At 72.9% G+C, this 26,364-nt stretch carries 29 protein-coding genes; 19 read left to right on the top strand and 10 right to left on the bottom strand.

Features of this window, described 5'->3' with window-relative positions:
• Positions 1-24: 24 nt before the first annotated feature.
• The 3 genes from ACWC94_RS40265 to ACWC94_RS40255 all read right to left on the bottom strand — a co-directional run bounded on the left by ACWC94_RS40265 (position 25) and on the right by ACWC94_RS40255 (position 2,009).
• Positions 25-171, bottom strand: coding sequence for a hypothetical protein (locus ACWC94_RS40265; RefSeq protein ID WP_450802505.1), 147 nt, complete (start codon positions 169-171; stop codon positions 25-27).
• A gap of 277 nt (positions 172-448) precedes the next feature.
• On the bottom strand, positions 449-811 hold the full coding sequence (locus tag ACWC94_RS40260) for an ArsR/SmtB family transcription factor (RefSeq protein ID WP_450802503.1): 363 nt from the start codon (positions 809-811) through the stop codon (positions 449-451).
• Between the two features lie 91 nt (positions 812-902).
• On the bottom strand, positions 903-2,009 hold the full coding sequence (locus tag ACWC94_RS40255; protein WP_450802502.1) for a TerD family protein: 1,107 nt from the start codon (positions 2,007-2,009) through the stop codon (positions 903-905).
• 242 nt (positions 2,010-2,251) lie between these two features.
• On the opposite strand from ACWC94_RS40255, the gene ACWC94_RS40250 reads away from it, so the two are divergent.
• From ACWC94_RS40250 to ACWC94_RS40240, 3 genes are all read left to right on the top strand, one after another.
• Positions 2,252-2,518: a GlsB/YeaQ/YmgE family stress response membrane protein gene (locus ACWC94_RS40250; protein ID WP_450802506.1), complete on the top strand. Its 267-nt coding sequence runs from the start codon at positions 2,252-2,254 to the stop codon at positions 2,516-2,518.
• A gap of 541 nt (positions 2,519-3,059) precedes the next feature.
• The gene (locus tag ACWC94_RS40245; protein ID WP_450802500.1) at positions 3,060-3,470 is read left to right on the top strand and encodes a hypothetical protein; all 411 of its coding nucleotides are present in this window, start codon (positions 3,060-3,062) and stop codon (positions 3,468-3,470) included.
• 121 nt (positions 3,471-3,591) lie between these two features.
• The gene (locus tag ACWC94_RS40240; RefSeq protein WP_450802498.1) at positions 3,592-3,960 is read left to right on the top strand and encodes an STAS domain-containing protein; all 369 of its coding nucleotides are present in this window, start codon (positions 3,592-3,594) and stop codon (positions 3,958-3,960) included.
• Positions 3,961-4,307: 347 nt separating this feature from the next.
• Here the strand turns inward: ACWC94_RS40240 and ACWC94_RS40235 are convergent, their stop codons facing one another.
• On the bottom strand, positions 4,308-4,910 hold the full coding sequence (locus tag ACWC94_RS40235; RefSeq protein ID WP_450802497.1) for an Rv1733c family protein: 603 nt from the start codon (positions 4,908-4,910) through the stop codon (positions 4,308-4,310).
• Between the two features lie 370 nt (positions 4,911-5,280).
• Between ACWC94_RS40235 and ACWC94_RS40230 the strand changes: the two genes are divergently transcribed.
• Complete coding sequence (locus ACWC94_RS40230; RefSeq protein WP_450802495.1) at positions 5,281-5,751, top strand: pyridoxamine 5'-phosphate oxidase family protein; 471 nt, start codon at positions 5,281-5,283, stop codon at positions 5,749-5,751.
• A gap of 45 nt (positions 5,752-5,796) precedes the next feature.
• Here the strand turns inward: ACWC94_RS40230 and ACWC94_RS40225 are convergent, their stop codons facing one another.
• Together ACWC94_RS40225 and ACWC94_RS40220 are read right to left on the bottom strand one after the other, a co-directional pair.
• Positions 5,797-6,531 (bottom strand): TIGR03943 family putative permease subunit, encoded by a 735-nt coding sequence (locus ACWC94_RS40225; protein ID WP_450802493.1) that lies wholly within the window; start codon positions 6,529-6,531, stop codon positions 5,797-5,799.
• Positions 6,528-7,568 carry a permease gene (locus ACWC94_RS40220; protein WP_450802492.1) on the bottom strand — a complete coding sequence of 347 codons (1,041 nt, stop codon included), beginning with the start codon at positions 7,566-7,568 and terminating at the stop codon, positions 6,528-6,530. Before ACWC94_RS40220 ends, ACWC94_RS40225 begins: the two co-directional genes overlap by 4 nt.
• Positions 7,569-7,789: 221 nt before the next feature.
• On the opposite strand from ACWC94_RS40220, the gene ACWC94_RS40215 reads away from it, so the two are divergent.
• The gene (locus tag ACWC94_RS40215) at positions 7,790-8,602 is read left to right on the top strand and encodes a serine hydrolase (protein ID WP_450802491.1); all 813 of its coding nucleotides are present in this window, start codon (positions 7,790-7,792) and stop codon (positions 8,600-8,602) included.
• Between the two features lie 13 nt (positions 8,603-8,615).
• Here ACWC94_RS40215 and ACWC94_RS40210 read toward each other — a convergent pair whose 3' ends face one another.
• A complete protein-coding gene (locus ACWC94_RS40210) occupies positions 8,616-10,172 on the bottom strand; it encodes a nitrilase-related carbon-nitrogen hydrolase (protein WP_450802490.1) in 1,557 nt (518 codons plus the stop codon).
• Between the two features lie 137 nt (positions 10,173-10,309).
• Here ACWC94_RS40210 and ACWC94_RS40205 point away from each other — a divergent pair, with 137 nt between their 5' ends.
• Entirely contained in the window at positions 10,310-11,536 is a 1,227-nt protein-coding gene (locus ACWC94_RS40205; RefSeq protein ID WP_450802488.1) for a sensor histidine kinase, read from the top strand.
• Positions 11,533-12,249 carry a response regulator gene (locus ACWC94_RS40200; RefSeq protein ID WP_450802487.1) on the top strand — a complete coding sequence of 239 codons (717 nt, stop codon included), beginning with the start codon at positions 11,533-11,535 and terminating at the stop codon, positions 12,247-12,249. Before ACWC94_RS40205 ends, ACWC94_RS40200 begins: the two co-directional genes overlap by 4 nt.
• A 285-nt stretch (positions 12,250-12,534) precedes the next feature.
• Here ACWC94_RS40200 and ACWC94_RS40195 read toward each other — a convergent pair whose 3' ends face one another.
• Positions 12,535-14,340: an alkaline phosphatase family protein gene (locus ACWC94_RS40195; protein ID WP_450802486.1), complete on the bottom strand. Its 1,806-nt coding sequence runs from the start codon at positions 14,338-14,340 to the stop codon at positions 12,535-12,537.
• A gap of 248 nt (positions 14,341-14,588) precedes the next feature.
• On the opposite strand from ACWC94_RS40195, the gene ACWC94_RS40190 reads away from it, so the two are divergent.
• From ACWC94_RS40190 to ACWC94_RS40180, 3 genes are all read left to right on the top strand, one after another.
• On the top strand, positions 14,589-15,002 hold the full coding sequence (locus tag ACWC94_RS40190; protein WP_450802485.1) for an SRPBCC family protein: 414 nt from the start codon (positions 14,589-14,591) through the stop codon (positions 15,000-15,002).
• 644 nt (positions 15,003-15,646) lie between these two features.
• Complete coding sequence (locus ACWC94_RS40185; RefSeq protein WP_450802484.1) at positions 15,647-16,744, top strand: FUSC family protein; 1,098 nt, start codon at positions 15,647-15,649, stop codon at positions 16,742-16,744.
• Entirely contained in the window at positions 16,741-17,946 is a 1,206-nt protein-coding gene (locus tag ACWC94_RS40180; RefSeq protein ID WP_450802483.1) for a PP2C family protein-serine/threonine phosphatase, read from the top strand. Before ACWC94_RS40185 ends, ACWC94_RS40180 begins: the two co-directional genes overlap by 4 nt.
• Before the next feature lie 37 nt (positions 17,947-17,983).
• Here the strand turns inward: ACWC94_RS40180 and ACWC94_RS40175 are convergent, their stop codons facing one another.
• Positions 17,984-18,334: a DoxX family protein gene (locus ACWC94_RS40175; protein WP_450802482.1), complete on the bottom strand. Its 351-nt coding sequence runs from the start codon at positions 18,332-18,334 to the stop codon at positions 17,984-17,986.
• Positions 18,335-18,457: 123 nt separating this feature from the next.
• Here ACWC94_RS40175 and ACWC94_RS40170 point away from each other — a divergent pair, with 123 nt between their 5' ends.
• A complete protein-coding gene (locus ACWC94_RS40170; protein ID WP_450802481.1) occupies positions 18,458-19,354 on the top strand; it encodes a LysR family transcriptional regulator in 897 nt (298 codons plus the stop codon).
• Between the two features lie 34 nt (positions 19,355-19,388).
• Here ACWC94_RS40170 and ACWC94_RS40165 read toward each other — a convergent pair whose 3' ends face one another.
• Positions 19,389-19,592 (bottom strand): antitoxin, encoded by a 204-nt coding sequence (locus ACWC94_RS40165; protein WP_450802479.1) that lies wholly within the window; start codon positions 19,590-19,592, stop codon positions 19,389-19,391.
• Positions 19,593-19,837: 245 nt separating this feature from the next.
• Between ACWC94_RS40165 and ACWC94_RS40160 the strand changes: the two genes are divergently transcribed.
• The 8 genes from ACWC94_RS40160 to hypA all read left to right on the top strand — a co-directional run bounded on the left by ACWC94_RS40160 (position 19,838) and on the right by hypA (position 26,350).
• Positions 19,838-21,382 carry a hypothetical protein gene (locus ACWC94_RS40160; protein ID WP_450802478.1) on the top strand — a complete coding sequence of 515 codons (1,545 nt, stop codon included), beginning with the start codon at positions 19,838-19,840 and terminating at the stop codon, positions 21,380-21,382.
• Positions 21,383-21,484: 102 nt separating this feature from the next.
• Complete coding sequence (locus tag ACWC94_RS40155) at positions 21,485-22,573, top strand: NADH-quinone oxidoreductase subunit B family protein (RefSeq protein WP_450802476.1); 1,089 nt, start codon at positions 21,485-21,487, stop codon at positions 22,571-22,573.
• A 64-nt stretch (positions 22,574-22,637) separates the two neighbouring features.
• Positions 22,638-24,431, top strand: a complete 1,794-nt coding sequence (locus ACWC94_RS40150; RefSeq protein WP_450802474.1) for a nickel-dependent hydrogenase large subunit — start codon at positions 22,638-22,640, stop codon at positions 24,429-24,431.
• Positions 24,424-24,978, top strand: a complete 555-nt coding sequence (locus ACWC94_RS40145; protein WP_450802473.1) for a NifU family protein — start codon at positions 24,424-24,426, stop codon at positions 24,976-24,978. Before ACWC94_RS40150 ends, ACWC94_RS40145 begins: the two co-directional genes overlap by 8 nt.
• On the top strand, positions 24,975-25,565 hold the full coding sequence (locus ACWC94_RS40140; protein ID WP_450802472.1) for a DUF5947 family protein: 591 nt from the start codon (positions 24,975-24,977) through the stop codon (positions 25,563-25,565). Before ACWC94_RS40145 ends, ACWC94_RS40140 begins: the two co-directional genes overlap by 4 nt.
• Positions 25,566-25,585: 20 nt before the next feature.
• Positions 25,586-25,792 (top strand): hypothetical protein, encoded by a 207-nt coding sequence (locus ACWC94_RS40135; protein ID WP_450802471.1) that lies wholly within the window; start codon positions 25,586-25,588, stop codon positions 25,790-25,792.
• Between the two features lie 20 nt (positions 25,793-25,812).
• Positions 25,813-26,001, top strand: a complete 189-nt coding sequence (locus ACWC94_RS40130; RefSeq protein ID WP_450802469.1) for a hypothetical protein — start codon at positions 25,813-25,815, stop codon at positions 25,999-26,001.
• A 7-nt stretch (positions 26,002-26,008) separates the two neighbouring features.
• Entirely contained in the window at positions 26,009-26,350 is a 342-nt protein-coding gene (gene hypA, locus ACWC94_RS40125; protein ID WP_450802468.1) for a hydrogenase maturation nickel metallochaperone HypA, read from the top strand.
• The last annotated feature ends 14 nt before the right edge of the window (positions 26,351-26,364 follow it).

The following is a 26,364-nucleotide window of genomic DNA, read 5'->3' as shown; positions in this document are numbered from 1 at the left end:
GGTGGAACAGGCGGAACGAGCGGCTCATACGAGCGCGCTGGAGAGTCTCGCCGAGCGGTTGACACTCGTCGCGGAGATCAGCCCGTCGGGCTCGGCCGCTCGCTGTCCGGGCACCCGCGCGCTACGGCTGCGGGTGGCCTGGCCGGCGGGCCCGTCCCACGGGTCGCTCATCTTCCACTCCCCTGCACGGTCGGGCCCGTCAGGCCGGGCCGTGGGGTGTACGGCCCGGCCCGCACGGCGATGTACGGGCGGGCGGAGCACGCGGCTCCACCTTGCTTGCGTAGTTGCGCAATCTAACAAACCCGTGGCCCGAGCAGCACAGATCCACACACGATTTACAGGTGAGGCATCTCATGTGACGTCATACGGACCCGGGACGGTACGGGAGCGGGAGTCTACGCGCCTTGTATAAGAAAGGACCCGGATGTGAGTGAGAACGCCGATGCCGTCAGCGGCCGATCCCGCGCAGGCCCTGGACGGGCAGGGAGGCGTGCCGGGAGCGGGCGGTCAGCTGTCCGACCATCACGCGGACCAGGGTGACGACGTCTGGATCGTCGATGTAGTAGACCTGCCGCCGGCCCTCCCGGCGGGAGCGGACGAGTCCGGCGAGCTTCAGCTTCGCCAGGTGCTGGCTGACCGCGGGCAGCGCACCGCCCACCCGGTCCGCGAGACGGGTGACATCGCTCTCCCGCTGCGACAGGGCCCACATCAGATGCAGCCGGGCGGGCGAGGCGAGCAGGCCGAACGCCGCGGCGGCCTCCGCCAGCACCTCGGCGGGCGGGTCCTGGAAACCAGCGGCGTTCTCCGTCACGGTCCTCTCCCGCCCCCCCGCCCTCGTCACAGCCGACGCACACGCGCCCACCCAGTGTAGGCGGCGGGGGTCCAGGAGCGGGCGCCGCCGGTCAGTCCTCGTAGTAGTTGTTGACCACGACCTCCGGCTCGTCGTCGTCGAACGCCTCGTTGAGCAGCGCGCCACCGATCAGGCCCGCCGCACCGGCTCCGATGAGCGCGCCCGCGCCGAAGCGCCGGCCGCCACCCTGCTGGTGGTCGTGGTCATGGTCCGCGTACGGCTGTGCGTACCCCTGCTGGGGATAGCCCTGTTGGTACCCCTGCTGGGGATAACCCTGCTGGGGCGGGGTGTAGAACGGCGGTGCCGTGGTCTGGACGCGCTGCGCGCAGGCGCCGCAGGCCTGGACGGGCCGGGGCACGCCCCACTGCGGCGACCAGGTCACGGTCAGGGCGCCGGGGCCGTGCTGGGGGTCGAAGAAGCAGGTCATGGTGGAACTCCCGGTGGGTTGCGGGGCTGGGATGCAAACCGGGGCCGACGGGGCGGCGACCGGTGGATTCAGTGGGGCGGGCGGCACCTGCGCGGCGGCCCCCGTCTGCGGTGGGGTGGCCGGGGACGGGCCCGGTGCGGGACTCGGCGCCGGATGCGAGGGCGTGTCCCGCAGCACGGTGACGCCGTAGTCGGTGGCGATGCCGGCGAGCCCCGAGGCGTAGCCCTGGCCGACCGCACGGAACTTCCAGTCCGCACCGTGCCGGTACAACTCGCCGAAGACCAGCGCGGTCTCGGCCGACAGGCCGCCCGACGCCAGGTCGTAGCGGGCCAGTTCGGTGCCGCCGTCCCGGTCGAGGACGCGGATGTGCGCCCGGCGGACCTGCCCGAAAGCCTGGCCCCGGCTCGCGCCCTCGTAGAGGGACACCAGGAAGACGATCTTCTCGACCCGGTCCGTGACCCTGGTCAGGTCGACCTGGATCCGCTGGTCGTCACCGTCGGCCGGGCTGCCACCGCCGCCGTGGCGGACCGAACCGTCGGGACTGGTCAGGTTGTTGAAGAAGACGAAGTGCTCGTCGGACAGCACCCTGCCGGACGCGTCGCACAGCAGGGCGCTGGCGTCCAGTTCGTACCCGGTGTCCGCCTGCCATCCCAGGCCGACCGTCACAGCGGTCAGCCCGGGTGCCTGCTTGCCGAGCGACACATTGCCGCCCTTGGTCAGGGACACACTCATCCACGTCCTCCCCAGCCGCTCACACGTCCCGCATCCCTCACGATCAACGCTCCTGAGCCCCTCTCAGTTCCTCGATTGCGCAATGTATTAATCATGTAGCAGAACCTCGACGGACCATCACCAACTGCCCACTCCGCCCGCCCGGTCATCTCACCAGCCCCCTAGGCTTGCGCAAACAAGCAATTCACGTGTCGGCGTCCGCGCACTCCACGCGGATCCCGACCCGACTGGAGGACAACACCGTGGGCATCATCGGCTGGATCATCCTGGGCCTGCTCGCCGGAGCCATCGCCAAGGTGCTGCTGCCCGGCCGTGACCCGGGCGGCCTGATCGGCACCACCGTCATCGGCGTCGCGGGCGCCTTCGTCGGCGGCTGGCTCTCCGCCCGTTTCCTCGACCGCCCGGTGGAGAAGCACTTCTTCGACCTCTACACCTGGGGTGCGGCGATCGGCGGCTCCCTGGTGCTGCTCATCGGCTACCGCATCCTCTTCGGAAACTCCCGCGACTGATCCGACTTGAATCTACAGTACTGTAGAAGTAACGAGTCGTGCGGCAGGGGACGGTCTCGCCGCGTTGCCGGTCCGGCCGATCACACGGTCGGCCGAGCAACACCTGCGCGGTGACGGCGCCGTGCGGCCCGGCCTCCTGGCGCTGCTGCCGGCGGTCGACCCGGGCATCACCGCCGGATCCTGCGGCGCGCCCCCGTGACCCTGCGGGGGGCTCCCGGTCCCGCAGCACCACCGGCACCCGTCCGACTCGCCGCCCCCGCCGGCCCGTTCCGCCGGCCGCCCGCTGCCCAACGGTGCGACCACGCCCTGGTCCGGTGTGGTGATCCCCCCATCGGCCAACGGTGTGCCGGGGAGCCGCTGTTGCGACTTGCCCATGCACCCCGGCGACCAGTCGTGGGCTCAGCCGCGGCACTTTTCATCCCTACGGATGAATCGGCGGATGAATGTCCGGACTCCTCCCGCTCTGTGCGGTGTGCTGGGCCACATAGCCCTGACGCCGTCACAGGGGCCGTCCGTACCAGGACAGGGGGAGCGGGACCGTATGGGTGTCTTCGTTCTGTGCGCGTGGCTGCTCACCGCCGCTCTCGGCGGGTACCTCGCAACGGTGTGGGTCCGGCACGGTGGACTGCGGCAGCGCACGCCCGGTGTGACACGACTGCCGCTGTGGCTCGTGCTCGGCCATGTGGCCCTCGCCGTGGCCGGACTCGCCGCCTGGACCGCCTATGTGGTGGGCGGGGTGCGCGGTTCGGCGTGGGCCGCCTGCGCGGTCGTGCTGATCGTGGCCGCGTTCGGCTTCATGATGCTGGTGCGCTGGCTGCCCAGTCCCGGACGCCACTCGCACGGGGGCGCCACGGCCGAGCGGCATTTCCCGCTCACGGCCGTGGTCGCCCACGGTACGACCGCCGGCGCCACCGTACTGCTGGTGTTCCTCGTCGTACTGGACAAGGTGTGAGCGGTCGTGGCGAGACCGCGAGGTTCGGGGGAGCACACGCATCCCCGGCCGGATCCCGGGCAGCCGTCACAGTGGGGCAACCTCAGGTCAGGGATCGTCGAACGAGGACGAGGAACGCGTGGTGGACACCGCAGACACCAACGGGCCGGCGGCACACGACCGGCTGACCATCGGCCGTGCCACCGTGGACGGCGTCACGGTCGTCACCGTGTCCGGCGAGATCGACTACCACACCTCCGGTCTGCTCCGTCAGGCGCTGACGCCCGAGGCCCACGCGACGACGGCTCACACCGTCGCGGACTTCACGGGCGTCGCGTTCATGGACTCCAGCGGCATCAACGTCCTTGTCGCCGCCCACCAGGCCCACGGCCCGGCCGGCTGGCTGCGGCTCGCCGGCGTGCGCACGGCCGTCCTGCGCACCCTGGAGATCGTCGGCCTCACCGACCTCGTCGACTGCTACCCCAGTGTGAGCGCGGCCGTGGCCGGCTGAGGCTGCCCGCGGGAGGGCAGCGGCCGGGCTCGCTGGGCACGGAGTCGCCGGCCGGTGGCTACCCGGGCCTGGTGAGGCGGCGGAATCCGTGGTGTGCTGGTAACGGCGGGAAGGACCGAGAACAGACGCGGGGAAGCGGCTGGGAGCCGTGCACCGCGCAATCCGGATCCGCGAGAAGCGGGTGGCCCTTCCCGCCCTGCCGTTCCGTCCGGGCATTCCTCCGCTCCTGGCCGACGCCTCGGCCCACCGCTGGTCCTGGCCGTGTGCCCCTGCCCGCCGCCGTTCCCCGGACGGCCTGTCACCGGTGCCGTGGCCACCGAAGCTCGCACAGCCCGGTGGTCCGCCGCTCAGCCTCGTCCGCCGCTGAGGTTCCCCCACCGCGGCCCGATCTGCTTCCACTCCTCGTCCCACTCGGCCATGCGCCGCCGGATCAGCCGGCCGCGGACCAGCCAGCCCCCGGCCCAGACCACCGCACCGGCCGACGGGGCGACGAGGGCGCCGGTGAGGGCCGCCTGCAGGTCCGCCGCGGCGCCGGTGACGGGCGCGGAGACCACGCGGCCGGCGCGGTTGATCCACACGGTCACCTGGGATCCGGCGGGGGCGCCGGGCCGGACCTTCGCCTGGTCGGTGTGGACCCTGCCGTGCTCGTCCGTCCAACGCACGGCGGTCCACACCCGCCCGTCGTCGTAGCCGCTCCCGGAGGTCGGGGTCCTCGCCCCGGCGTCGACGAGCACGGCGGGCACGGCGTGCACCTGGGCCTGCCGGGCGGAGAACGCCGAGTCGGCGGTCTGTGCCGCCGCGAGACCGGCTACGGCTCCGCCGAGCACGGCGACCACCCAGGTCACAAGGACTATCCAGGCCTCCACGACGTCGCTGTGGCGCCTGAGCGGATTGCGTCGCCAGCGCCACAGCCGTACCCGGGCGACCGTCGTGGGAGGTGTCCGGTTCATCGCCACCGCCTCCTTCTCGCGCACCGGCGGCCTCGCCGCGCACTCCGCGTCCGCGACGCCGCGCGCGATCACGCCGGGCGGTGGTGGGCGGTTCCGGGGAGGTCTCCCGGGGCCGTTCGCGAAGTGCCACGACACCATCGTGCACCTCAATCGGTCAGCAGGCGGTGTGAGTGCCGTAGCGGGGCACATCGGCCTCGCGCCGGGACCCCTCCCGGCCTGCGGGGCCGGGACGTCCGGCCCCGCGGCCGGGGACCGAAGGGCACTGGGCGGACGGGCGGGGGCCGGCGGACAGTTGGTTCAGGAGCGGCACCGACCCCCGCGGTGCCGCTCCGTCCCGAGGAGACGGTCACGCACCCCGAAGAAGCCAGCCATGATCCGTAACGACGCCCCGGCGCACCAGCGCGTCGACCTGGACCCGGTCGAGGCGCTGCGGCTGCTGGGCAGTGTCTCCCTGGGGAGGGTCGTCTTCACCCGGCAGGCGCTGCCCACCGTCCGCCCGGTCAACCACGTCCTGGACGACGGCGACATCGTCATCCGTACCCACGAGGGTGCGGCGCTGACCGCGCACCCGGGGCAGGGCGGCGGCCAGGGCGTGGTGGTCGCCTACGAGGCCGACGCGCTCGACCCGGACACCCACCTCGGCTGGAGCGTGGTGGTCACGGGCTACGCCCGGCTCGTCACGGACCCGGCGGACCTGGCCCGGATCCGGACGCGACTCGCCCCCTGGTCGCCGCAGGAGGGCGTGGACCACGCCGTGCGCATCCGCCCCTGCCTGGTCACGGGCGTGCTGCTCACCGACGCGGCGGCCACAGCCTGCTCGGCGCGGGGCCCCGGGCACTGAACACCCTCCGGCCTCCCGGCCGCCGGGGGCGTTCCGGTACGACGGCTAGGACGGCGTGAGCGGCAGGTCGTCGGTGAAGGCGTTCACCGGCTGGGCGATGGGGCGGGTGTCCCTGACGTCGAGGGCCGGCTGCGCGGTCCTCGTGCCGAGGGTGCCCCGGGGGTGCCAGGTGCCGGTCACCGCCAGCCAGGTGTTCGCGGGCGGCGCATCGGTGCCGTACACGCGGACCTTGACGGTCTGCGAGTCCGCCGCGCAGCAGGTGAAGATGATGCGGGTCAGGTAGAAGCCGTCGTCGTCCTCGGCGGGGGTGACGAAGCCCGTGAGCTGGACGGTCCGGCTCCGGATCGCGCGGCTGCGGTCCTGTTGGACGCGTTTGGTGAAGTCGGTGAGGGTCAGGGGCAGCGGTGAGGTCGCGGGCAGCGCGGCGAACCCCTTCTGCACCGCGACGGGCTTGGTGCTGGAGCGGGCCGCGGTGTAGGCGCCCAGGGCGGGCGGCGCGTAGAACAGCAGGCTGACCGCCGGGAGGAAGAGCAGCCAGGCGATGCGCGGGGTGCCGGCGTGGTCGTGGCCGTGCTCGTGGCCGTCGTGGGCGGGGTGCCGGGGTTGGTCCCGTACGGCCGCCGCGGCCAGGCCGAGCAGGAGGAGGACGGCACCGGAGACGATCAGCAGCGGGCGCAGACCGGCCTTGACGTAGCGCAGGTAGATGTCGGTGAAGAGGGCGGTGTGCAGCAGGCCGGTGCCGGTCAGCGTCAGGAGCAGGGACTGGACGGGGCGTTTCACAGCAGCGCGCCTCCGATCAGGGCGCTCGAGGCGACCGCCACGACGGTGGTGGCCGTCGAGAACCGCCAGGCGAAGGCCCGCCCGAAGGTGCCCGCCTGAAGGGCGATCAGCTTCAGGTCGACCATGGGGCCGACCACCATGAACGCGAGCCGCGCGGTCGGGGAGAACCCGGTGAGGGAGGCGGCGACGAACGCGTCGGCCTCCGAGCAGACCGCCAGCAGCACGGCGAGCCCGGCCAGGAAGAGCACCGAGAGCCAGGGCGAGCCGGAGAAGGCGTCGAGGACGGAACGCGGCACGGCGACGTTGAAGGTGGCGGCGGCCATGGCACCGAGGACGAGGAAGCCGCCGGCGTGCAGGAAGTCGTACTGGAATCCGAGCCGGAACTCGTTCCACCGGCTGCGGCCGTGCTCGTGGCCGGTGTGCCGGTGCCGCAGGACCGGCCGCAGCCACTCCTCCTTGCCCAGCCAGAGCCACAGCCAGCCCATCACGGCCGCGGCGGCGAGGGAGGCGAACAGCCGGGCGGCGACCATCGCGGGGTGGCCCGGGAAGGCGACGGCGGTGGCGGTCAGCACGACGGGGTTGACAGCGGGCGCGGAGAGCAGGAAGGCGAAGGCGGCGGCCGGGGTGACACCGCGCCGGATCAGGCTGTGGGCGACGGGTACGGAGGCACATTCGCATCCCGGCAGCACCGCGCCCGCGACGCCGGCGACCGGCACGGCGAGAGCGGGCCGCTTCGGCAGGACCTTGGTGAACAGGCCGGCCGGCACGAACGCGTTGATGGCACCGGACAGGGCGGTGCCGAGCAGGAGGAAGGGCAGGGCCTGGACGGTGATGGCCAGGCAGACGGTGCGCCAGGCCTGGACGGCGGGCTGGTTCAGCCATTGGGTGCCGGCGAGGAGGAGCACGGCCGCGGCGCCGGCCGTGATCGTGAGGACGGCGCCGCGTGGCCACGGCCGGATGCGGCGTACGGGCGGCGAGCCGACGGGGACGACCGCCACGCCGTCGACCACATCAACCAATTCATCCGATTTTTCCATTATCACTCCGGATGTCGGTGTCTGGCCGACGATAAGCGAGAGACGCGGTCCGGCCGCGCGTACACGCCGCCGCATGACCGGCTCGTGCGCGGCAATGCGTCCCATTGGTGGCGTCGGTGGCGCGGGCGGCGTCGGTGGCGCTTCTCACAATTCGCCGCCAACGGGTGGGAAGGTGACGGCTGCCACTTCGCCCGGTGCACGTTTTGTTTACGTTCGGGGCCATGCCGTCTCGCCCCTCCCCCACCTCCGCACGCGCACGGACCGGCGTTCTCCTGGCCTCGGCCGGGGCCCTCCTCTCGGCCGGCGCCCTGCACCCGGCACCGGCCGCGGCCGCCTCCGCTCCGGTCGCGTCCCCGCACGCCACGGCCGCGGTGCTCGACCTGGACGGCACCGGCCGCACCCCGGTGGTGCACGGGCAGGACAGCGCGTACGACACCGCCAGCATCGTCAAGGTCGACATCCTCGCGGCACTGCTCCTGCGGGCCCAGGACGCGGGACGGCGACTCACCGCCGACGAACGCGGACGCGCCGAGCCGATGATCGAGCGCAGCGACAACACCGCAGCCAACGCGCTCTGGCGGCAGATCGGCCAGGCCCCCGGGCTGGCCGCCGCCAACAAGCGGCTGGGGCTGACCGCGACCACGGGCGGGCCCGGCGCCAAGTGGGGGCTGACACGGACGACCGCGAGCGACCAGATACGGCTGCTCAGGGCCGTGTTCGACGGCGGTACGCCGGCCAAGTCCGGTTCCGGCGGGCTGACCACGCAGTCCCAGGCGTACATCCGTACCCTCATGGGTCACGTCGCCCCCGAACAGGCCTGGGGGGTCTCCGCGGCCGGCGGCTCCGGCTTCCCCCGGGCACTGAAGAACGGCTGGCTGCAGCGGAACACCACAGGGCTGTGGGACGTCAACAGCGTCGGCCAGGTCACCGTGAAGGGGCACCGCTGTCTCGTCGCGGTCCTGTCGAACGGCAGTGCCTCGATGAGTGACGGGATCTCCCTGGTGGAGCGGACGGCCCGCCGGGCCGTCGCGTGAGCCCGCCCCGTCCTCACCGGTCCACCGGGCGGCGCGGGCGGACGAGGGCGGTTCCGGTGAGCGCCGCCAGGGCGGCCAGACAGAGCCAGGCGAAGGTGTCGCCGACGCGGTCGTAGACCGTGGTGACGCCTCGCACGGGCACGTAGGCGACCGTGGTCTGGCGGCCGGTCGTGAAGTAGTCGGTGGTGGCGAGGACGTGGCCCTCGTCGTCGTAGGCGGCCGAGACGCCCTCCGCGTCCTGGCGGATCAGCGAGTAGCCGCCCTCGACGGCGGCCAGGGCCGTCTTGTCGGTGTGGGCGCGGCCGTACTCCTTCCAGTCGTGCGAGGGCACGAGCATGATGTCGGCCCGGGTACGCATCAGGTCCGGGAAGTTGGCGTCGTGGCAGATGACGTTGGCGAGCCGGCCGTACGGGGTGCGGACGACCGGCACCTTGCCGTCGCCGGGCGCGTACCGCTCCGAACCGGAGATGGGGTGGGCCTTCTGGTAGGTCCAGAGGACCGTGCCGTGCGGGTCGATGAGGAGCGCTTCGTTGCGGCCGTAGGCGGGGCCGGTGGTGCTGTGGACGCGCACCCCGATCTCCAGGTAGATGCGCGAGCGGCGGGCTTCGGCCCGAGCGGCGGCGATGGCGGCCGGCTCCTGCGACTCCTGGGTCCTGACGGCTTCCTCGGGCCAGATCACGATCTTCGCGCCCGCGGCGGCCTCGCGCCGGGTCGCGGCCAGCAGGTCGTTCTCGACCGCGGTCATCGCCGGCCGCACCGCCGCAGCGGGGGCCGCGGCGACGCCACCGCGGCCGTCGGCGAACCGGGCGAGGGTGGCCTGCAGCCGTTCGGTCACGGTGCGGGACGGGCTGACCCCGGCGATCCGTACGGTCGGGCCCTGGGACGGGAAGAAGGCGAGCCGGGCGCCGCCGGCCAGCAGGACACTCAGCAGGACGGCGGTGCAGACGAGGCCGCCGCGCCAGAAGGGACGGCCCCCACGGTCCCAGACGCGGTTGACCGTGCTCGCGACCCAACCGATGAGAAAGCCGACGCCCCAGGGGCCGGTGACCGAGACGACCTGGAGGAGGGGCAGCTCCGCGTGCTGGGTGACGGCCAGGGAGCCGTAGGCCATGCCGAACGGGGACAGCAGGCTGATCAGGAACTCGGCGGCGGCGACAGCGGCCGGGAAGACCAGGGCGGCCGGCGCCGGTCGCAGCCTGGCCGCCAGCAGTCTGTCGGCCAGGAAGGGCAGCGTCTGCAGGGCGGCCAGGGCGAGGGCCCCGGCGAGCACCACGGCGTTGAAGCCGATCGCCGACTCCTGGACCCAGAAGACGACGGCCCCGAGGTGCGCCAGCCAGATCCACAGCGCTCCGGACCAGGCGCGGCTCAGCCGCGTGAAGCGCAGGAGCAGGACGGGGAAGATCCAGGCGGCGGCCGCGATGTCCCACCGGCCGCCGACCGCGAAGAGCATCGCCGCGGTGCCGAGCAGCAGGAGGGGCCAGGTGTGCCGGGGGGTGCGGGCCGGAGGCGAGGGCGGCTCTAGCCTGGGGTCCGTCGGGTGGGACGGTGCCGGTGCGGCTGTGTTCGTCATGGTCGGGACGCTAGGGCGGGCCGCCCCGGCCGCGCGTCGGTCCGGGCGCCGATCCTCGGCGCGCTGACGCATCTTTCGATGCGCGCCCCACGGTGGATCCGGCCCGCACTCCGTCTCGTCTAGCCTGACGGACCGAGATGACCACCCAGGTGAACACCCTGCCCCGAGCCGCGCAGCGCCGGCTCGCCGACCGGCCGCGTCTGACGGACGCGCTGTGGGCCGGCGGCCTCACCGTGCTCGACATGTGCACGGTGCTGGACCGGACACCGCGCCCCCCTGGGTGGGGGGTGGCGCTGTGGGGCGCGCAGACCGTGCCGCTGCTGTGGCGGCGGACACGCCCACGGACCACCCTCCTCGCGATGACCGTGCTGTACGTCCTGTTCCAGGCGCTCGGCCCGATCCCCGGGAAGATCCCCGGGCCGTTCCTCGTGATGATCGGCGTCTACGCCGTGGCGCGGCACGCACCGGCCACGGCGAGCGTGCCGCTCACCCTGTCCGTCCTCGTCACCGCCGCCGTCACGGATGCCCTGACCGGACACTGGCAGCCGCCCCGTCCCGGCTCCCTGGAGCCCATCAGCGTCACGACGTTCGTGTTCTTCTTCGCCCTGGCCTGGCTGCTGGGGTACGGACGGCGCAGGATCGACACCGACGCACGACGCCTGCGCGCGCTCAACCGGCGGCTCGCGGCCGAACGGGAGCTCAACGCCCGGCAGGCCGTGCTCACCGAGCGGGCCCGCATCGCCCGCGACCTGCACGATGTCGTCGCCCACCACGTCAGCGCGATCGCCCTCCAGGCACGCGCCGCCGAGGGCGTGCTGACCTCCCGTCCGCCCGATCCGGGCGAGGCCGCGCACGGTGTCGCCCTCATCGCGCGGACCGCGGACACGGCGCTCACCGAGATGCGGCGGCTGCTCGGGCTGCTGTCCTTCGACGAACGCGACCTCGTACCCGAGCCGTCCCTGGACCACCTCGACCTGCTCGTCGGTGTCGCGACCTCCGCGGGCTGCCGGGTCACCTGCGTCGCCGAGACACCCGTCGGGAACGCGCTGCCGGCCGGGATGCAGGTCTCGGCCTACCGCGTCGTCCAGGAGGCACTGACCAACGCGGTCAAGCACGCCGGTCCGGTCGGCGTGCGGATCGCCGTACGCGGCGACGCGGCGCGCCTGACGATCGAGGTGGACAACGACGCTCCGGCCCCGGGCCACCGGCCGGTGCCCGGAGCCGGACGGGGGCTCGTCGGGATGCGGGAGCGGGTGGCGGCCTTCGACGGCGAACTGCACGCCGGGCCGGGCCCGGACGGCGGCTGGCGGCTGCACGCCGTCCTGACCGCGCAGGGACCGGAATCGGCTCGGGGGGACGGATGACCGTGCGCGTGCTCGTCGTGGACGACCAGGAGATCGTGCGGACCGCGCTGCGTCTCGTCATCGACCGCCGGGAGGGCCTGTCGGTGGTCGGGGAGGCGGCCGACGGCGACCAGGCCGTCGCCCGGGCCGAGGCACTGCGGCCGGACGTGGTGCTGATGGACGTACGGATGCCGGGTACGACCGGCGTCGAGGCGACCCGGCGGATCGTCCAGGACTGGTCCGGCCCGGGGCCGGTGCCGCGGGTGCTGGTGCTGACCACCTTCGACCTGGACGAGTACGTCCACGCCGCGCTGCGCGCCGGGGCGGTCGGCTTCCTGCTGAAGAACAGCCGGCCCGACCAGCTGGCCGAGGCGCTCCGTGCCGCGGCCGACGGCGAGTCCGTGCTCGCCCCGAGCGTCACCCGGCGACTGATCGACACCGTCACCGCGCTGCCGCCCGCCCTCCTCGCCCCAGCACCGGCACCGGAGGCCGGCATGCTCACCGAGCGCGAGACCCAGGTCCTCGTGCTGGTCGCGCGGGGACTGTCCAACGCCCGGATCGCCGCGGACCTCGGGCTCAGCGAGGCGACCGTCAAGAGCCGGGTCAACCGCATCCTGACCCGGCTGGGCCTCGAGAACCGGGTGCAGGCCGCCCTGTTCGCCCATCGTGCCGGGCTCGCCGCGGACACGGCGGACGTGAGGCCACCCCGGCCACGGGCCGGCGCCGACGACTGACGGGGCCGGGACCGGGGCCGGGACCGGCCGGGACCGGCCCCTCACAGGGGGCCGATCCCGGTGGTCCGAACCCCTTGCCGGTTCCCGCGACACGCCTGCGGCACCCTCGCCGGTGCGGCCGTCGGACGGGGTGGACCGCTCGGCGAGGCCTTCGCGTACGGCCACCGGGCCCGCGCGCTCGCCGCGTGGCGACAGCCGGTGGGGAGCGGCCGTGCCGGGGTGAGGCTCACCCCGTGGGCCGCTCCGTCGCGGGGCTGCGCGTGGGCCCGCTTCCGTCGTGGCCGGTCAGCCGACGGTCAGGGAGAACGGTCCGGCCAGGACCGAGTAGCCGTCGTTGGCGAGGTAGTACACGTCGTACGTGCCCGCTCCGCTCAGTTTGCCGGTCGGGAAGGTCAGGGCACCGCTGGCGTTCGGGGCGTAGGACCAGGTGAGCGAGGACTGCTTGCCCGGTGTGGCGCCCGCCGGGTAGATACCGATCCAGTTCTTGGCGCTCACCTGGGCCGCCGACGGAACCGAGTAGCGGAAGGTGACGTTGCCGCCGCCCGCGACCGCGTTCAGGTCGCCGGTGAGGGTCGGTGTGTTCGCGCCGGACGGTGCGAACGCTGCGTTGAGCGGTGTGGCGTAGGTGTCGTTGGCCGTGAGGCCGGGCAGCCCGAGGGCGGCCTCGATGGTGCGGCCGATGCCGTAGTGGTCGTAGTGCAGCGGGCTGCTGGTGCCGGCCGGGACGGTGCCCTGGGAGCCGACCAGGGTGGTGACGATGTGGTTGTAGCCCTCGTTCGCGCTCTCGTCCCAGGTGAGCACGAGGAGCGAGCGCTGCTGGGTCCAGGCCGGGGAGGCGAGGACCGGGGCGAGGGTCTGCTTCAGCCAGCCGTCCTGGGTCTTCAGGCTGGTGGCGTTGCCGTTGCCGGAGGCCTCGCCGTCGTAGTAGTCGTCGGCGGCGATCCAGGAGAAGGCGGGTGTGGTGGCGGCGGACTTCAGGTCGGTGGTCAGCTGGGTGGTGTCGAACAGGTGGGCCGCGCAGCGCGTGGCGTCACCGCTGATGTCGGTGTAGTTGATGAACGGCGCGTCGTCGGGCTCGTAGTAACTGTCGTTGTTGTTCTTGGTGTTGCAGGGGGTCCCCATGCCCTGCTCGTAGGCCTTCCAGGTCTTGCCGGCCGCCTCGATGGTGTCGCCGAGGTTGCGCTGCGGGGAGTTGATGTCGGGGAAGTAGGTGGCGCCCTTGGCGTAGGTGTCGCCGCCGGCGACGGCGAGGTAGTTCTCGTCGCTGGGGTGGTAGACGCCGTGGAAGTCGGTGAGCGTGGCGCCCTGGGTCATGAGGCTGTGCATGTACGGCGTGTCCGCCGGGTCGTTCATGACCTCGGAGTAGTCCGTGTTCTCCATCATGACCATGAACACGTGATCGTAGCCGGGGACCTTGGAGACGGGCGGCGCGAGCGGGGCCGGCGCGGTGACCGGGGTGTCCAGGGTGAGGGAGAGGTTGTCGAGGTAGCCGGTCTCGCTGCTCGTCGACAGGAACTGCACCTCGACCTGGATGGACCGGGTGCCGGCCGGAACCGCGCCGGTGGTGCTGCGCGAGAGGAACTTGGTGGCCAGGCCCCGGTCGCTCGCGGACACGGTGGGCAGCTTGGCGGTGGCGCCGACCGGGCGGCCACCGGCGTCGTGGAAGTGCAGGCTCACGGCGGCGTATCCGCTGTGGGTGGTCCAGCCGCCGAGCCAGCCGGACAGGTCGTAGTGCACACCGCCGCCGTCGATGGCGGCGGCGGCCGAGGAGACGTCGACGGTCTGGCTCATGGAACCGTCGCCGAAGTTGCCGGGTCCGAAGAACGCCTTGCCCGGTGTCCCGCCGTCGCTCGGCAGCCCGAAGGAGGCGACGCTGTGACACATGACGTCGGGTCCGCCGGCCTGGGTGGTCCAGCCCGGGACCGTGGTGGCCGCCGCCCAGTCCTGGGTGCAGTAACCGCCGCTCTCCGCATCGCCGTTGACGACCAGGTTGCCGCTGCTCCCGGCCGCCCGGGCGGGGGCGGGAGCGGTGACGACCAGAGCGCCGAGGAGGGCCAGGAGCCCGCCGAGGGATCTCCAGCGCAGTCGCATACGTGGTACCTCGTCCTGTGGGTGAGGATGCCGTGAGGGGTGATGTCCGCACGGCCTGACTGTGCGCAACGAACGGGACATAAGTACGGGACGCCGCTGTCGAGTGGAAGAACCACGGCCAAACTTGACCAGACAAGTTGGAGGCGCAGGCGGCTCGGGCCGCGGGGACGGCCGTGCCGGGCTTTTCGGTCGCGCCGGAAAGGGCACGCGGTGGGGGTACGACTTCCGACTGGAGGGGCGGTGACACCATGGGCGAGTACGAACGGTCCCGCACGATGCCCGCACAGCCCGAGCAGGTCTTCGACCAGGCGGCCAACCTCGGCCAGCTCGACGCGTGGCTCCCGGACGCCCTGCACGTGGACGCCGAGGACCCGCCCGCCGTGACCGTGCACGAGGACACCTCCGGCGAGGACATGCCCGCGCTGCTGCGAGCCGAGCCCGACCAGATGCGGCTGGAGTGGGGCACCCGGGAACAGGGCAGCTACGCCGGATGGCTGCAGGTGGCCGGGATCGGCAGCGGGGCCAGCGAGGTGACGGTGCACCTGTCGTTCTTCGACGACGGTCACGACCCCGGCGAGCAGGCGGTGTACGACGCGCTCGACGGCAGCCTCAGGCGCCTGGAGGAGCAGGTGCGCATACGCGTCGACAACCCGGCCGGCTGAGAGGCCGGAGCCGGTGACCCGGTATCCGCCGGGTCCCACCGCTCCGGTCGAGCAGCACGTCTTCGGCGGGCGGGCCCTGGCCGAGCGGCTGGGACCTGGCCGAGCGACTGGGCCGCGCACGGGTCTGCCGGGCGGGTCCGGTCGCCGAGACGTGGGAGCTGAGCGATGTCGGCGGCGAGGGCGCCGCGGTCACCGGGGGGCCGCTCACCGGGCGGAGCCCGCGCCGGCGGACGGCGAAGCAGCGAACGGCCCGCTGGGCGCCCGCGCGCACGGGCCGCGCTTTCCGCTGCTCACCGAGCTCATCGACGCCACCCGGGCCCTGCCCGTGCATCCGCACGCAGACCGTCCACACCCCCGCCGGCCTGCACGGCTCCGGGACGGGCACGCTGGTGAGCGGCCCTTGGCGGCCGCGGGCTACGGCCGTGCCGCGGGCTTCGCCTTCGGCGACGTACCCGGGGCGGCAGCCCGCCTCCCGGCGGAGGTGAGCGCACGCGAACACAGGCCCGGTTGTTGAGACTTGAACGGGCCATGCACAAGGCGGGCCACGACCATCCTTACATGTTCCTTATTTGCCTCATGCCCTATTTGTCCGATTATCCTGGGCGGCCTTGTCGGACCGGACACGGGAAGGGGAGGCACGAGGCATGCGCGCACGGTTGCCCACTCTCATGGCACGGATCGGACAGGCCGGCGGCGCCGAGGCCGCGCGCGCCACGGTGGCGGCCGGTCTGACCTGGCAGACCTGCGCGATGCTGCTGCACCTCTCCGACCCTTACGCGGGCGCCGTCGCCGCGCTGCTCATCGTCGAGACGACGGTCGTGGCCACGGTCTCCGCCGCCGCCCGCTACGCCGCCGGATGCCTGCTCGGTGTCCTGGTCGCCGTACCCGGCGCCCTGTACGCCGAGCCGGGCATGGCGGGCCTGGCCCTCGTGGTCTTCACCTCCGTGCTGCTGGCCCGGCACGGCTTCCTCGGTCACCACGGCCTGCACGTCCCGACGACCGCCCTCATCACCTTCGCCCTGGTCCGAGGACGCCACCCCGGTGAACTGGGAGCCCACCTGGCGGAGATCGTGCTCGGCATCGGCTTCGGGCTGGCGTGCAGCGTGCTGCTGTTCCCCGCCGTGCGCGTGCGGTCCGCCGAACGGGCGCTGGAGGATCTGCGGCTGCTGATCGCCCGGCACCTGGACGGCCTGGCCGACGCGGTCGTACGGCACGAGCGGCCGCGCAACAGACTCGGGGCGGCCTGGGAGGACGACCTCGGCACGGCACTGAACCGGGCGCGGACCGCCGTGGACGAGGCGCACGAAAGCCTGCGCTGGAACGTCCGGCCGACCGCCCGGCGCCGCCGCTGGCACCTGGACCACCGGGTCCTGCGCACACTGACCGACGTCGCCGGGCAGGTGACCGCGACGGGCCGGCTGCTCGACGCCCACCCCGGCGCGCCCGAGGACAGCCGCCCCGCCTCCGCGTTCGCACAGCCGTACGCCCGCCTGCTGCGGACGACCGCCCTGTGCGCCTACTCCTGCCGCGGCGGCCGGCCGCACCCCGCCCTGCCCGCCGCCCGCCAGGCACTCGCCCGGCTCGGCGCCCCCGGCTGTGAACCCCCGGACACGGCAGCCGCGGACCAGCGTCTCCTGCACCCCCTGGAGTCGGCCCTGACCTGTCTGTCGGCGCCCGCGCCCGCCCCTCCCGCACGAGCCCACCGGCTCCTCGACCCGCTACGGCCCTCACCGCGACGATGACCTCTCCCACCACCGACCTCCAGGACCCGACCACCGAGCAGGCGGCCGCACCCGCGCGCCGCAGACCCGCGCGACGGTCTCCGGCGCGCTGGTGCCGCCGCCCCGGCTCCCGCGCGCTCCTGGCCCCGGCCCCCGTCCTGCTCATGGTGGTCGTCGCGCTCACCGACCTGGTCACCCCGGACTGGCTGCACGTCTCCCCGGTGATGGCCGCCGTCCCGGTGCTGGCCGCCGCCCTGCTTCCCTGGCGTGTGACGGCGGTGCTCGCGTGCGCCGTGCTCGTGATCACCGGGCTGCTCCAGTGGGACGCCGGCAGCTGCGGACACCCGGACTCCGACGTCACCCTCGGCAGCCTGTTCGTGGTCGGACTCGCCTCGCTGACGGCGTGCTCCCTGCGGCAGCGCCGGGAACGGCAGCTCCGTCAGATCCGTTCCGTCGCCGAGACCGCGCAGCGCGCCCTGATGCACCCCCTCCCCCACCGGCTCGACTCGCTCACCCTGAGCGGTGTGTATCTGCCGGCCGAGTCGGAGGCGCGGATCGGCGGCGACTTCTACGAGGCGCTACACACTCCGTACGGCACGCGGATCGTGATCGGCGACGTACGGGGCAAGGGGCTGGAGGCCGTCGGCGCCTCGGCGACCCTGCTCGGGGCGTTCCGGGAACTGGCCTACGGTGAACCGTCGTTGACCCGGGTGGCGGAGCAACTGGACGAACGGGCCCGCCGGCACATCGCCGCGCTGGACGGCGCGTCGGACACGGACGGCCCCGGCGGAGGTGACACGGGCGCGCTGTTCACGGAACGGTTCGCGACGGCTCTCCTGGTGGAGTTCCCGCCCGACGAGCACGTGGCCCGCATCGTGCACTGCGGTCACCCCGAGCCGTACGTCGTCCACGCGGGCGCGGTGAGACCGTACGAGCCCGACCGGCCCGGCGCGCCGCTCGGCCTGGGCGATCTGCTGGAGGCGGAACCGGCCGCCCGGACCGTGCCGTTCGTGCCGGGCGACCGCCTGGTGCTGTACACCGACGGGTTCATCGAGGGCCGCGACCGCCGGGGCCGCTTCCACGACCTGGCCGCCCGTGTGCGGGCGCACGCCGACCGGCCACTGGAAGTGATGGTGGCCGCCCTGCGCCGCGAGCTCCTGCACCACGTGCACGGCGACCTCGACGACGACGCGGCCCTGGTCGCCCTGGAGCGCCTGCCGTGAGAGGTGCCCGGGTCAGGTGAACCGCGTCCCGCGCTGGTCAGCGCGTCGCCGCCAGGGCGAGGGCGCCGGCCGCCAGCGCGAGGAAGAAGCCCGGGAACGCGATGTTGTGGAACACCCGCGCGCGCACATGGGCGGTCATCGCCCCGAGGTAGAACAGCACCAGGCCTGCGCCAGCCGCGATCCCCAGGGGGCGTACGCCCAGCAGCCCCAGGAGCAGCCCGGCCGCTCCGGCGGCCTTCAGCAGGGCCAGCGAGGGAAGCCAGACGGGGGCCACCCCGACCTCGGCGGAGTTGGCGCGCACGAACGGCGCCTTCGCGAGGTCGGCCGCCGCGATGCCGGCGTTGGCCAGGACGGCGGCGCAGGTGACGGTCACATAGGCGAGTTCCACGACAGCAGACCTTCCGAGAGGAGGGCGGCCCGGCGGGCGCGCCCGAACTGGTCCCAGGGGGTGTCTCCACCCTCCTCGGAAGGTCGGCGTGACGTCCAATACCAGCGCCTATAACCTGTCGGAATGGATGTCGACACCCGGCTGCTGCGGTCCTTCCTCGCCGTCGCCGAGGACGGCAGCCTCACCCGCGCCGCCGAGCGTGTGTTCGTGTCCCAGCCCGCCCTGACCAAGCAGATCCGGCAGCTGGAGACCCGGCTCGGGGTACGGCTCTTCGACCGCTCACGCACCGGCATGGCGCTCACGGACGCCGGCCGGGAACTCGCCCGCCGGGCCCCGGGAGTGCTCGCCGCCTGGGACGACGCCCTGCACGCCACCAAGGCCACCGGCCGGCGGGCCGCGCGGGTCCTGCGGGTGGGGTTCCTCGCGAGCGCGGCCAACGAGGCGACCCGGGAGATCGTCGCGGAGTTCGCCCGGCGGTGCCCCGGGTGGCGTGCCGAACTGCGGCAGGCGGCCTGGTCGAACCCGAGTGCGGGGCTGGCCGACGGCGAGGTGGACGCGGCACTGCTGCGCCTGCCCTTCCCGGGTCAGGCCGCGCTGCGGGTCGAGGTGCTGTTCAGCGAGGCACGGTGGGTGGCGCTGCCGAGCGGGCATCCGCTCGCCGGGCGCGCCGGGATCGCCTTCCGCGAGCTGTGGGACGAGCCGTTCGTCGCCGCGCCCGAGGAGACCGGCGCGTGGCGCGACCACTGGCTGGCCGCCGACGAGCGCGAGGGCCGCCCGGTACGCGTCGGCGCGGTCACCGAACAGCCCGACGACTGGCTGAGCGCCATCGCCAACGGGTACGGCATCGCCCTCGCCCCCGAGTCCGCGGCGCGGTTCTACTCCCGCCCCGGCGTGGTCTACATCCCGGTCACGGGAGTGAGCCCGACGCGGGTGGGCGTGGCCTGGGCGCCGTCCGACGACCGCGATCCGGTCGTACGGGACTTCGTCCGCTGCTGCCTGGATCTCGCACGACCTGCCTGAGGGACGGCCCGGACGGCCGGCCCGGGCCCGGCGATCAGTGCTCGGCGCCGTTCTCGCCCAGCTTCTCGACGAGGTCCTGCGCCTTGTCGACGGCGGTGTCGATGGTGTCGCTGTGCTTGCCGCCGGTCTTGTCGTCGATGAGGTCGCCGGCCTTCTCCAGACCTTCGGCGATCTTGTCACCGTGTGCCTCGGCGATGTCCTCGGCCTTGTCCTTGAGGTTCTTCAGGGCGTCGAACATGTCGGGTTCCTCTCCCTCGGTCGCGTGGGCCGACCCGGCCCATGCTCCCGGCGCGCGGGGCGGCGGGGAAGGCGGCTCCGGGCGGCGTGCGAGGCATCGGGAGCCGCCGCGGCGCGCGAAACCCTCCGGAGCGTGCCGCTGTCCCCTGCTCGGCGCAACGGCAGTGCGCCGGAGGGGCGAGCGGCGGTGACGGGTGTGACCGTGGTGGAAGGCATGGGCGAACGGACCCGTGATGAGGAGGCGGCATGTCGGTCGGAACCGGCGAGGACGGCGCGGCGCTCGCCGCCCTGGTGGACGGCGAGGACGGCGGCGTGTCGTGCGGTGCCTTCGAGCAGGTCGGGGCCGTCGCCGACGCCGTGCTGTACGAGGGGTACCTGCTCTACCCCTACCGCCGGTCCTCGCCGAAGAACCGGGTCCGCTGGCAGTTCGGGGTGCTGCTGCCGCGCACCTGGGTGGAGCGGGACGGGCCGGTCGCGCCGGGGATCTCCGGCTCCGCGGACTCGTGGTACCAGCAGACCGAGTGCCTGTTGCGGGCACCGAGTGCCGACGCGGTCGTCCGGATCCGGGTGCGGTATCTGCAGATGCAGGACAAACGCGTCGAGGAGGCCGGCGCGGACGGACGGCACCGCCCGGTGGAGTCGTTGCGGACGGCCGACGGCGCCGCGCATCTGTCGTTCGAGGAGGCCGTACCGCACGAATCGGAGCTGGTGCTGCCGCTCGCGGAGCTGCTGCGCGGCGGTCGTACCGCCCTGGTGGGCGCGCCCGGCGGCGCGCAGTCCGAGCCGCTGCCGGGCGGTGCGGGGCGGACGGTACGGCGGCGCCGGGAGGTGCGGGCCGCGACGACGGTGGTGGCCGAACCGCTCGCGCCGGAGCTGTACCGGCTGCGCGTACGCACCGAGAACACCGGCGAGGCACCGGATCTCCGGGCCCCTCGCCATGAGGCACTGGGGCAGGCGATGATCGCCACGCACACCCTCCTGGGCGGGGACGGTGTGGAGTTCGTGTCCCTGATCGATCCGCCCGAGGACCTCGCGGAGCAGGCGCGGCAGTGCCGCAACGCCTTCACGTTTCCGGTTCTCGGCGGCCCTCCCGCGCGGCCGGGAACCGCCGGCGTCGTGCTCTCCGCCCCGATCATCCTCCCCGACCATCCCCAGGTGGCGCCGGAGAGTCCCGGCGATCTGCACGACGCCGCGGAGATCGACGAGATCCTCACGCTGCGGACCATGCTGCTGACCGACGAGGAGAAGGCCGAGGCACGGGCCACCGATCCGCGCGCCGCACGGATCCTCGACCGGGTCGACACCATGCCCCGGGAGGTCTTCGAGCGCCTGCACGGCGCGATCCGCTCCCTGACGCCGGTGCCGCCGCCCGCCGAACGGCCCGCCTGGTGGCAGGAGGGCGGCGACGACGGGCTGTCCCCGGCGACCGACACGGTGCTCGTCGACGGGGTGTCCGTCGGCGGCGGCAGCCGGGTGCGGCTGCGCCCGCGCGGCCGGGGCGCCGACGCGCAGGACATGTTCCTGGACGGGCGGACGGCGCGGGTCGCCGCGGTCTTCCACGACGTGGACGGCAGTGTCCAACTGGCGGTCACGGTCGACGACGACCCGGCCGCCGAACTGCACGGCTGGTACGGCCGTTTCCACTACTTCCGGCCCGACGAACTGGAACCGATCGGCCACTCGGGCGTGCTGGAGCCCTCGGGCCCGGCGGGCTCACCCGGGCCGCGGTCCCCGCGGCCACCAGGGCCGGCCGACCGGCCGGAGGAACGACGGTCCGGTGGGCGCCCCTGAGACACCGGCCCACGACCGGCACATGCCCGAACGGCGCCACCGCGCCTGCCACGCGACAACCCACGACCCACTCCGAGACCGGCTGCGACGGAGGTTGCAGACATGACCACACAGAGCGGTACCACCGAAGTTGGCGGCGAGCCCAGCCGGGCAGAGGCGCGGGAGGGCTTCGACGAGATCACCATCCTCTGGATCTCGGAGGGCATGAGCTGCGACGGCGACACGGTGTCGCTGACCGCCGCGGGCCAGCCGTCCATCGAGGACGTGGTGCTCGGCCTCATCCCGGGCCTGCCGAAGGTGAACCTCGTCAACAAGGTCCTCTCGCCCAGCCTGGGCGGCGAGGACTTCCTGGCCCCGTACCGGGCGGCGGCCCGCGGCGAACTGGAGCCGTTCATCCTCGTGATCGAGGGTTCGGTCCCCAACCAGAACATCATCGAGGGGGAGGGCTACTGGACGTCGTTCGGCAACGATCCGGACACCGGTGAGCCCCAGACCCTGAACTGGTGGATCGACCAGCTCGCCCCCAAGGCCTGGGCGGTGGTGGCCGCCGGGACGTGCGCCACCTTCGGCGGGATCCACGCGATGGCGGGCAATCCGACCGGCTGCATGGGCCTCGCCGACTACCTGGGCTGGGAGTTCAAGGCACGCTCGGGGCTGCCGGTCGTCAACGTGCCCGGCTGCCCCATCCAGCCGGAGAACTTCATGGAGACCCTCGTCTGGGTGCTCCAGCACGCGGCCGGTGCCGCTCCCCCGCCGCCGCTGGACCACATGCTGCGTCCGCAGTGGCTGTTCGGGAAGACCGTGCACGAGGGCTGCGACCGGGCCGCGTACTACGAGCAGGCCGACTTCGCGAGGGACTACAACTCCCCCAAGTGCCAGGTGAAGGTGGGCTGCTGGGGTCCGGTCGTCAACTGCAACGTGCCCAAGCGCGGCTGGATGGCCGGGATCGGCGGCTGCCCGAACGTCGGCGGCATCTGCATCGGCTGCACGATGCCCAGCTTCCCCGACGCGTTCATGCCGTTCATGGACGAGCCGCCCGGCGGCACCCTGTCGACCCTGCTGGTCAAGCCGTACGGCGCGGTCGTCCGGCGGCTGCGCGGGCTGACCAACGACGTGGTGAACCACGAGCCCAAGTGGCGCCACAACAAGCGCAAACTCACCAGCGGTTACGACCCGCACTGGCGTGCCTGACGCCGCCCTCCCACCCAACCGCCAACGAACCGCCCGACCCGAACAGCGAGGGGCAGTACCGCAGATGACCACCACCGAATCGCGGCCGACAGAACGCAAACCCGCCCAGATCGTGGACATGTCCTGGGATCCGATCACCCGGATCATCGGCAACCTCGGTATCTACACGAAGATCGACTTCGCCAACCAGGAAGTCGTGGAGTGCCACAGCACCTCGTCGCTGTTCCGCGGCTATTCGGTGTTCATGAAGGGCAAGGACCCCCGTGACGCCGGGTTCATCACCTCGCGGATCTGCGGCATCTGCGGCGACAACCACACCACCTGCTCCAACTACGCCCAGCAGATGGCCTACGGGGTGAAACCACCGAAACTGGCCGAGCACATCACCAACCTCGGCGAGGCGGCGGAGTACATCTTCGACCACACGCTCTTCCAGGACAACCTGGTCTTCGTGGACTTCTGCGAGGCGATGGTCAAGGCCACCAACCCCGGGTTGCTGGCCCGCGCCGAGCGCACCGACGCGCCCCGCGGGGACGTGCACGGCTACCGCACCATCGCCGACATCATGAAGGCCTTCAACCCCTTCGAGGGCGAGGTCTACAAGGAGGCGCTGAAGGTCAGCCGGATCACCCGGGAGATGTTCTGCCTGATGGAGGGGCGGCATGTGCACCCCTCCACGCTGTACCCGGGCGGCGTCGGCACGATGCCGCAGCCGAGCACCTTCACCGACTACCTCAGCCGCCTGATGCGTGTCATCGACTTCATCAAGAAGGCGGTGGCCATGAACGACGACGTGTTCGACTTCTTCTACGAGGCCCTGCCGGGCTACGAGGAGGTCGGCAAGCGCCGCATCCTGCTGGGCTGCTGGGGCGCCTTCCAGAACCCGGACGTCGTCGACTACCGCTACGCGTCGATGAACGAGTGGGGCCGGGCCATGTACGTCACCCCGGGTGTCGTCGTGGACGGCAAGCTGGTCACCAACAACCTGATCGACATCAACCTCGGGCTGCGCATCATGCTGGGCAGCTCCTTCTACGAGGACTGGGTGAACGAGGACCCGTTCGTCACGCACGACCCGCTCGGCAACCCCGTCGACATGCGCCACCCGTGGAACCAGACCACGGTGCCGGTGCCGCAGAAGCGGGACTTCGACGGCAACTACAGCTGGGTGATGAGCCCGCGCTGGTACCACCCGGACACCGGCGACCACCTCGCCCTGGACACCGGCGGCGGACCGCTCGCCCGGCTGTGGTCGACCGCGCTGAGCGGCCTGGTCGACACGCCGTACGTCAAGGCGACCGGCGGCGGCGTCCGCATCACCCTGCCCAAGGGTGAGAAGCTGCCCGAGACGACCCTGGAGTGGCGCCCGCCGAAGTGGAGCAACACCCTCGAACGCGACCGTGCCCGGCCGTACTTCATCGCCTACGCCGCCGCCATGGCCCTGCAGTTCCTGGAGGAGGCGATGGGGATGCTCAAGAACGGCGACACGAAGGTGTTCGAGAACTTCGAGGTGCCGGACGAGTCGATCGGCTGCGGTTTCCACGAGGCGGTGCGCGGTGTCCTCTCCCACCACCTGGTGATCAGGGACCACAAGATCGCCAACTACCACCCGTACCCGCCGACCCCGTGGAACGCCAGCCCGCGTGACATCTACGGCACGCCCGGCCCCTACGAGGACGCCGTGCAGGGCCAGCCGATCTTCGAGGAGAACGGCCCGGACGACTTCAAGGGCGTCGACATCATGCGTACCGTCCGCAGCTTCGACCCCTGTCTGCCCTGTGGCGTCCACATGTACATGGGCAAGGGCAGGACCCTGACCACCGTGCACTCGCCGACGTACGGGGCCAACCATGGCTGAGCCCGCCGTGCGGCTCGCGGACCGGGCGGTGGAGGCGCGGCTCGCCCGTCTCGACGAGGTGCTGGCCGCGCTGGAGGCCACGCCCGGCCCCGCCCTGGAGGCGGTACGGCTGCTGACCGAGGTCTACGGCGAGGCGCTCGCCCGGGTGCTGGACCACGCGGACGAGCGACTGCGCGAGCGGCTCGCCGACGACGAGCTGGCCGGGCATCTCCTGGTCCTGCACGGGATCCACCCCGAACCCCCGGAGCGCCGGGCCGCCCGTGCGGTGGAGAAGCTGCGGCCGGCGGTCCGCGAGCGCGGCGGCGACCTGGCGTGGGCCGGGGTCGACGGGCAGGTGGCGCGGGTGCGGCTGAGCTCCGGTGGCGGGTGCGGCTCCGGGTGCGGCGGGGGCTCCTCGGACGTCACCGAGGCGGTCCGGGCGGCCGTGCTGGGTGTCGCCCCCGAGCTGACCGGGGTGGAGACGGTGCAGGGCGAGCGCCGGGCGGCACCGGCGTTCGTACCGCTGACCACGATCAAGCGCCGGGCCGCGTCGCAGGAGGCGCGGTGACCGTGGACGGAGCGCTCGCCCGCGTCATCCGCTCCGCGGCCGACCGCGCGGTGACGGCCCGGTCCGAGGTCTGCGAGCTGTGCGCGGCCCGCGTGGCCGGGGACCACGCCCACCTGTACGACACCGGGGCGGCCGAGCCGCGGTGTGTGTGCGGCCCCTGCTCGGTGCTGTTCGCCGACGACACGGCGGGCCGTTACCGGCTGGTGCCCCGGCGGCGGCTGCGGCTGCCGCCGGTCGACACGGCGGTGCTGGGCGTCCCGGTGGGCCTGGTGTTCTTCGTCCCGCGCTCCGACGGCACGGTCACCGCGCAGGGCCCGAGCCCGGCCGGGGCCATGCGCTGGGAGGTGGACGCGGCCGCCTGGCGGCGGCTGGCCGAAACGGTCCCGCAGCTCGCGTCGCTGGCACCGGACGTGGAGGCGCTGCTGGTGAACACCGTGCGCGGCTTCGACGCGCACTGGATCGTGCCGGTCGACGACTGCTACCGGATGATCGCGCTGGTCCGCCGCGAGTGGCAGGGCCTGTCCGGTGGCGGCCGGGTCTGGCCGGCCGTAGAACAGTTCTTCAAGGAGCTGACCGAGCGGTCGTGAGACCCGGAAGGAGAACCGACATGGGCAGCATCCGCGTGGGCCGCCCCCAGGCGAAGCCCGACACGCCCAGCCACGTGCGGGGACTTCACCAGGGCAACAAGGGCCCGTACAAGCATCAGACCGGACACCACAAGGACGGCACCTCCGATGCGCGCCGTTCCACCGGTATCCACTGGAAACGGCATGACGCCCTGGTGAAGGGCATGCCGAACATCTCGCCCGGATGAGAGAGCGGAACATGACAGCAATGACCATTGGCATGCGCAGAAGGCCCAAGCGGGCGGAGATGTCGGGACGGCAGCTGCTCATGGCCCAGGGCGCGCTCGTCGGCAGCGTCGTGGCCGCCCTGCTCGTCAAGGAACTCCCGGGCATCCTGCGCGAGGTGCGCATCTACCGGATGACCGGTGGGCTGCGCGCCAAGCGCCGGTACCCGTGAGCCGCTCGTGCACGAGCTGTCGATCGCGACCGCGATCGTGGAACAGGCCGAGGAGATCGCCCGCGCGGACGGGGCGGGCCGTGTGACCGCGGTGACCGTCCGCGTCGGTGAGCTGGCCGGTGTCGTGCCGGACGCGCTGCACTTCGCCTTCGAGGTGGCCCGCGACGGCACGGCGCTCGCCGGGGCGGACCTGGTCGTCGAGGAGGTGGCCGCGCGGGCCTGGTGCGGCGGGTGTGCCGAGGAGTTCGCGGTCGGCATGCCGCCGTTCTTCTGGTGCCCGTCCTGCGACCGGCCCTCGCAGGAGCTGCGCAGTGGCCGGGAGTTGGAGATCACGGGAATCGAGGGGTGATGCGGCCCCGCCCC

It is taken from the genome of Streptomyces sp. NPDC001135 (genome assembly GCF_053598395.1).
The sequence above is the reverse complement of the archived record's forward strand: the minus strand, read 5'-3'. Positions and strand labels throughout refer to the sequence as shown.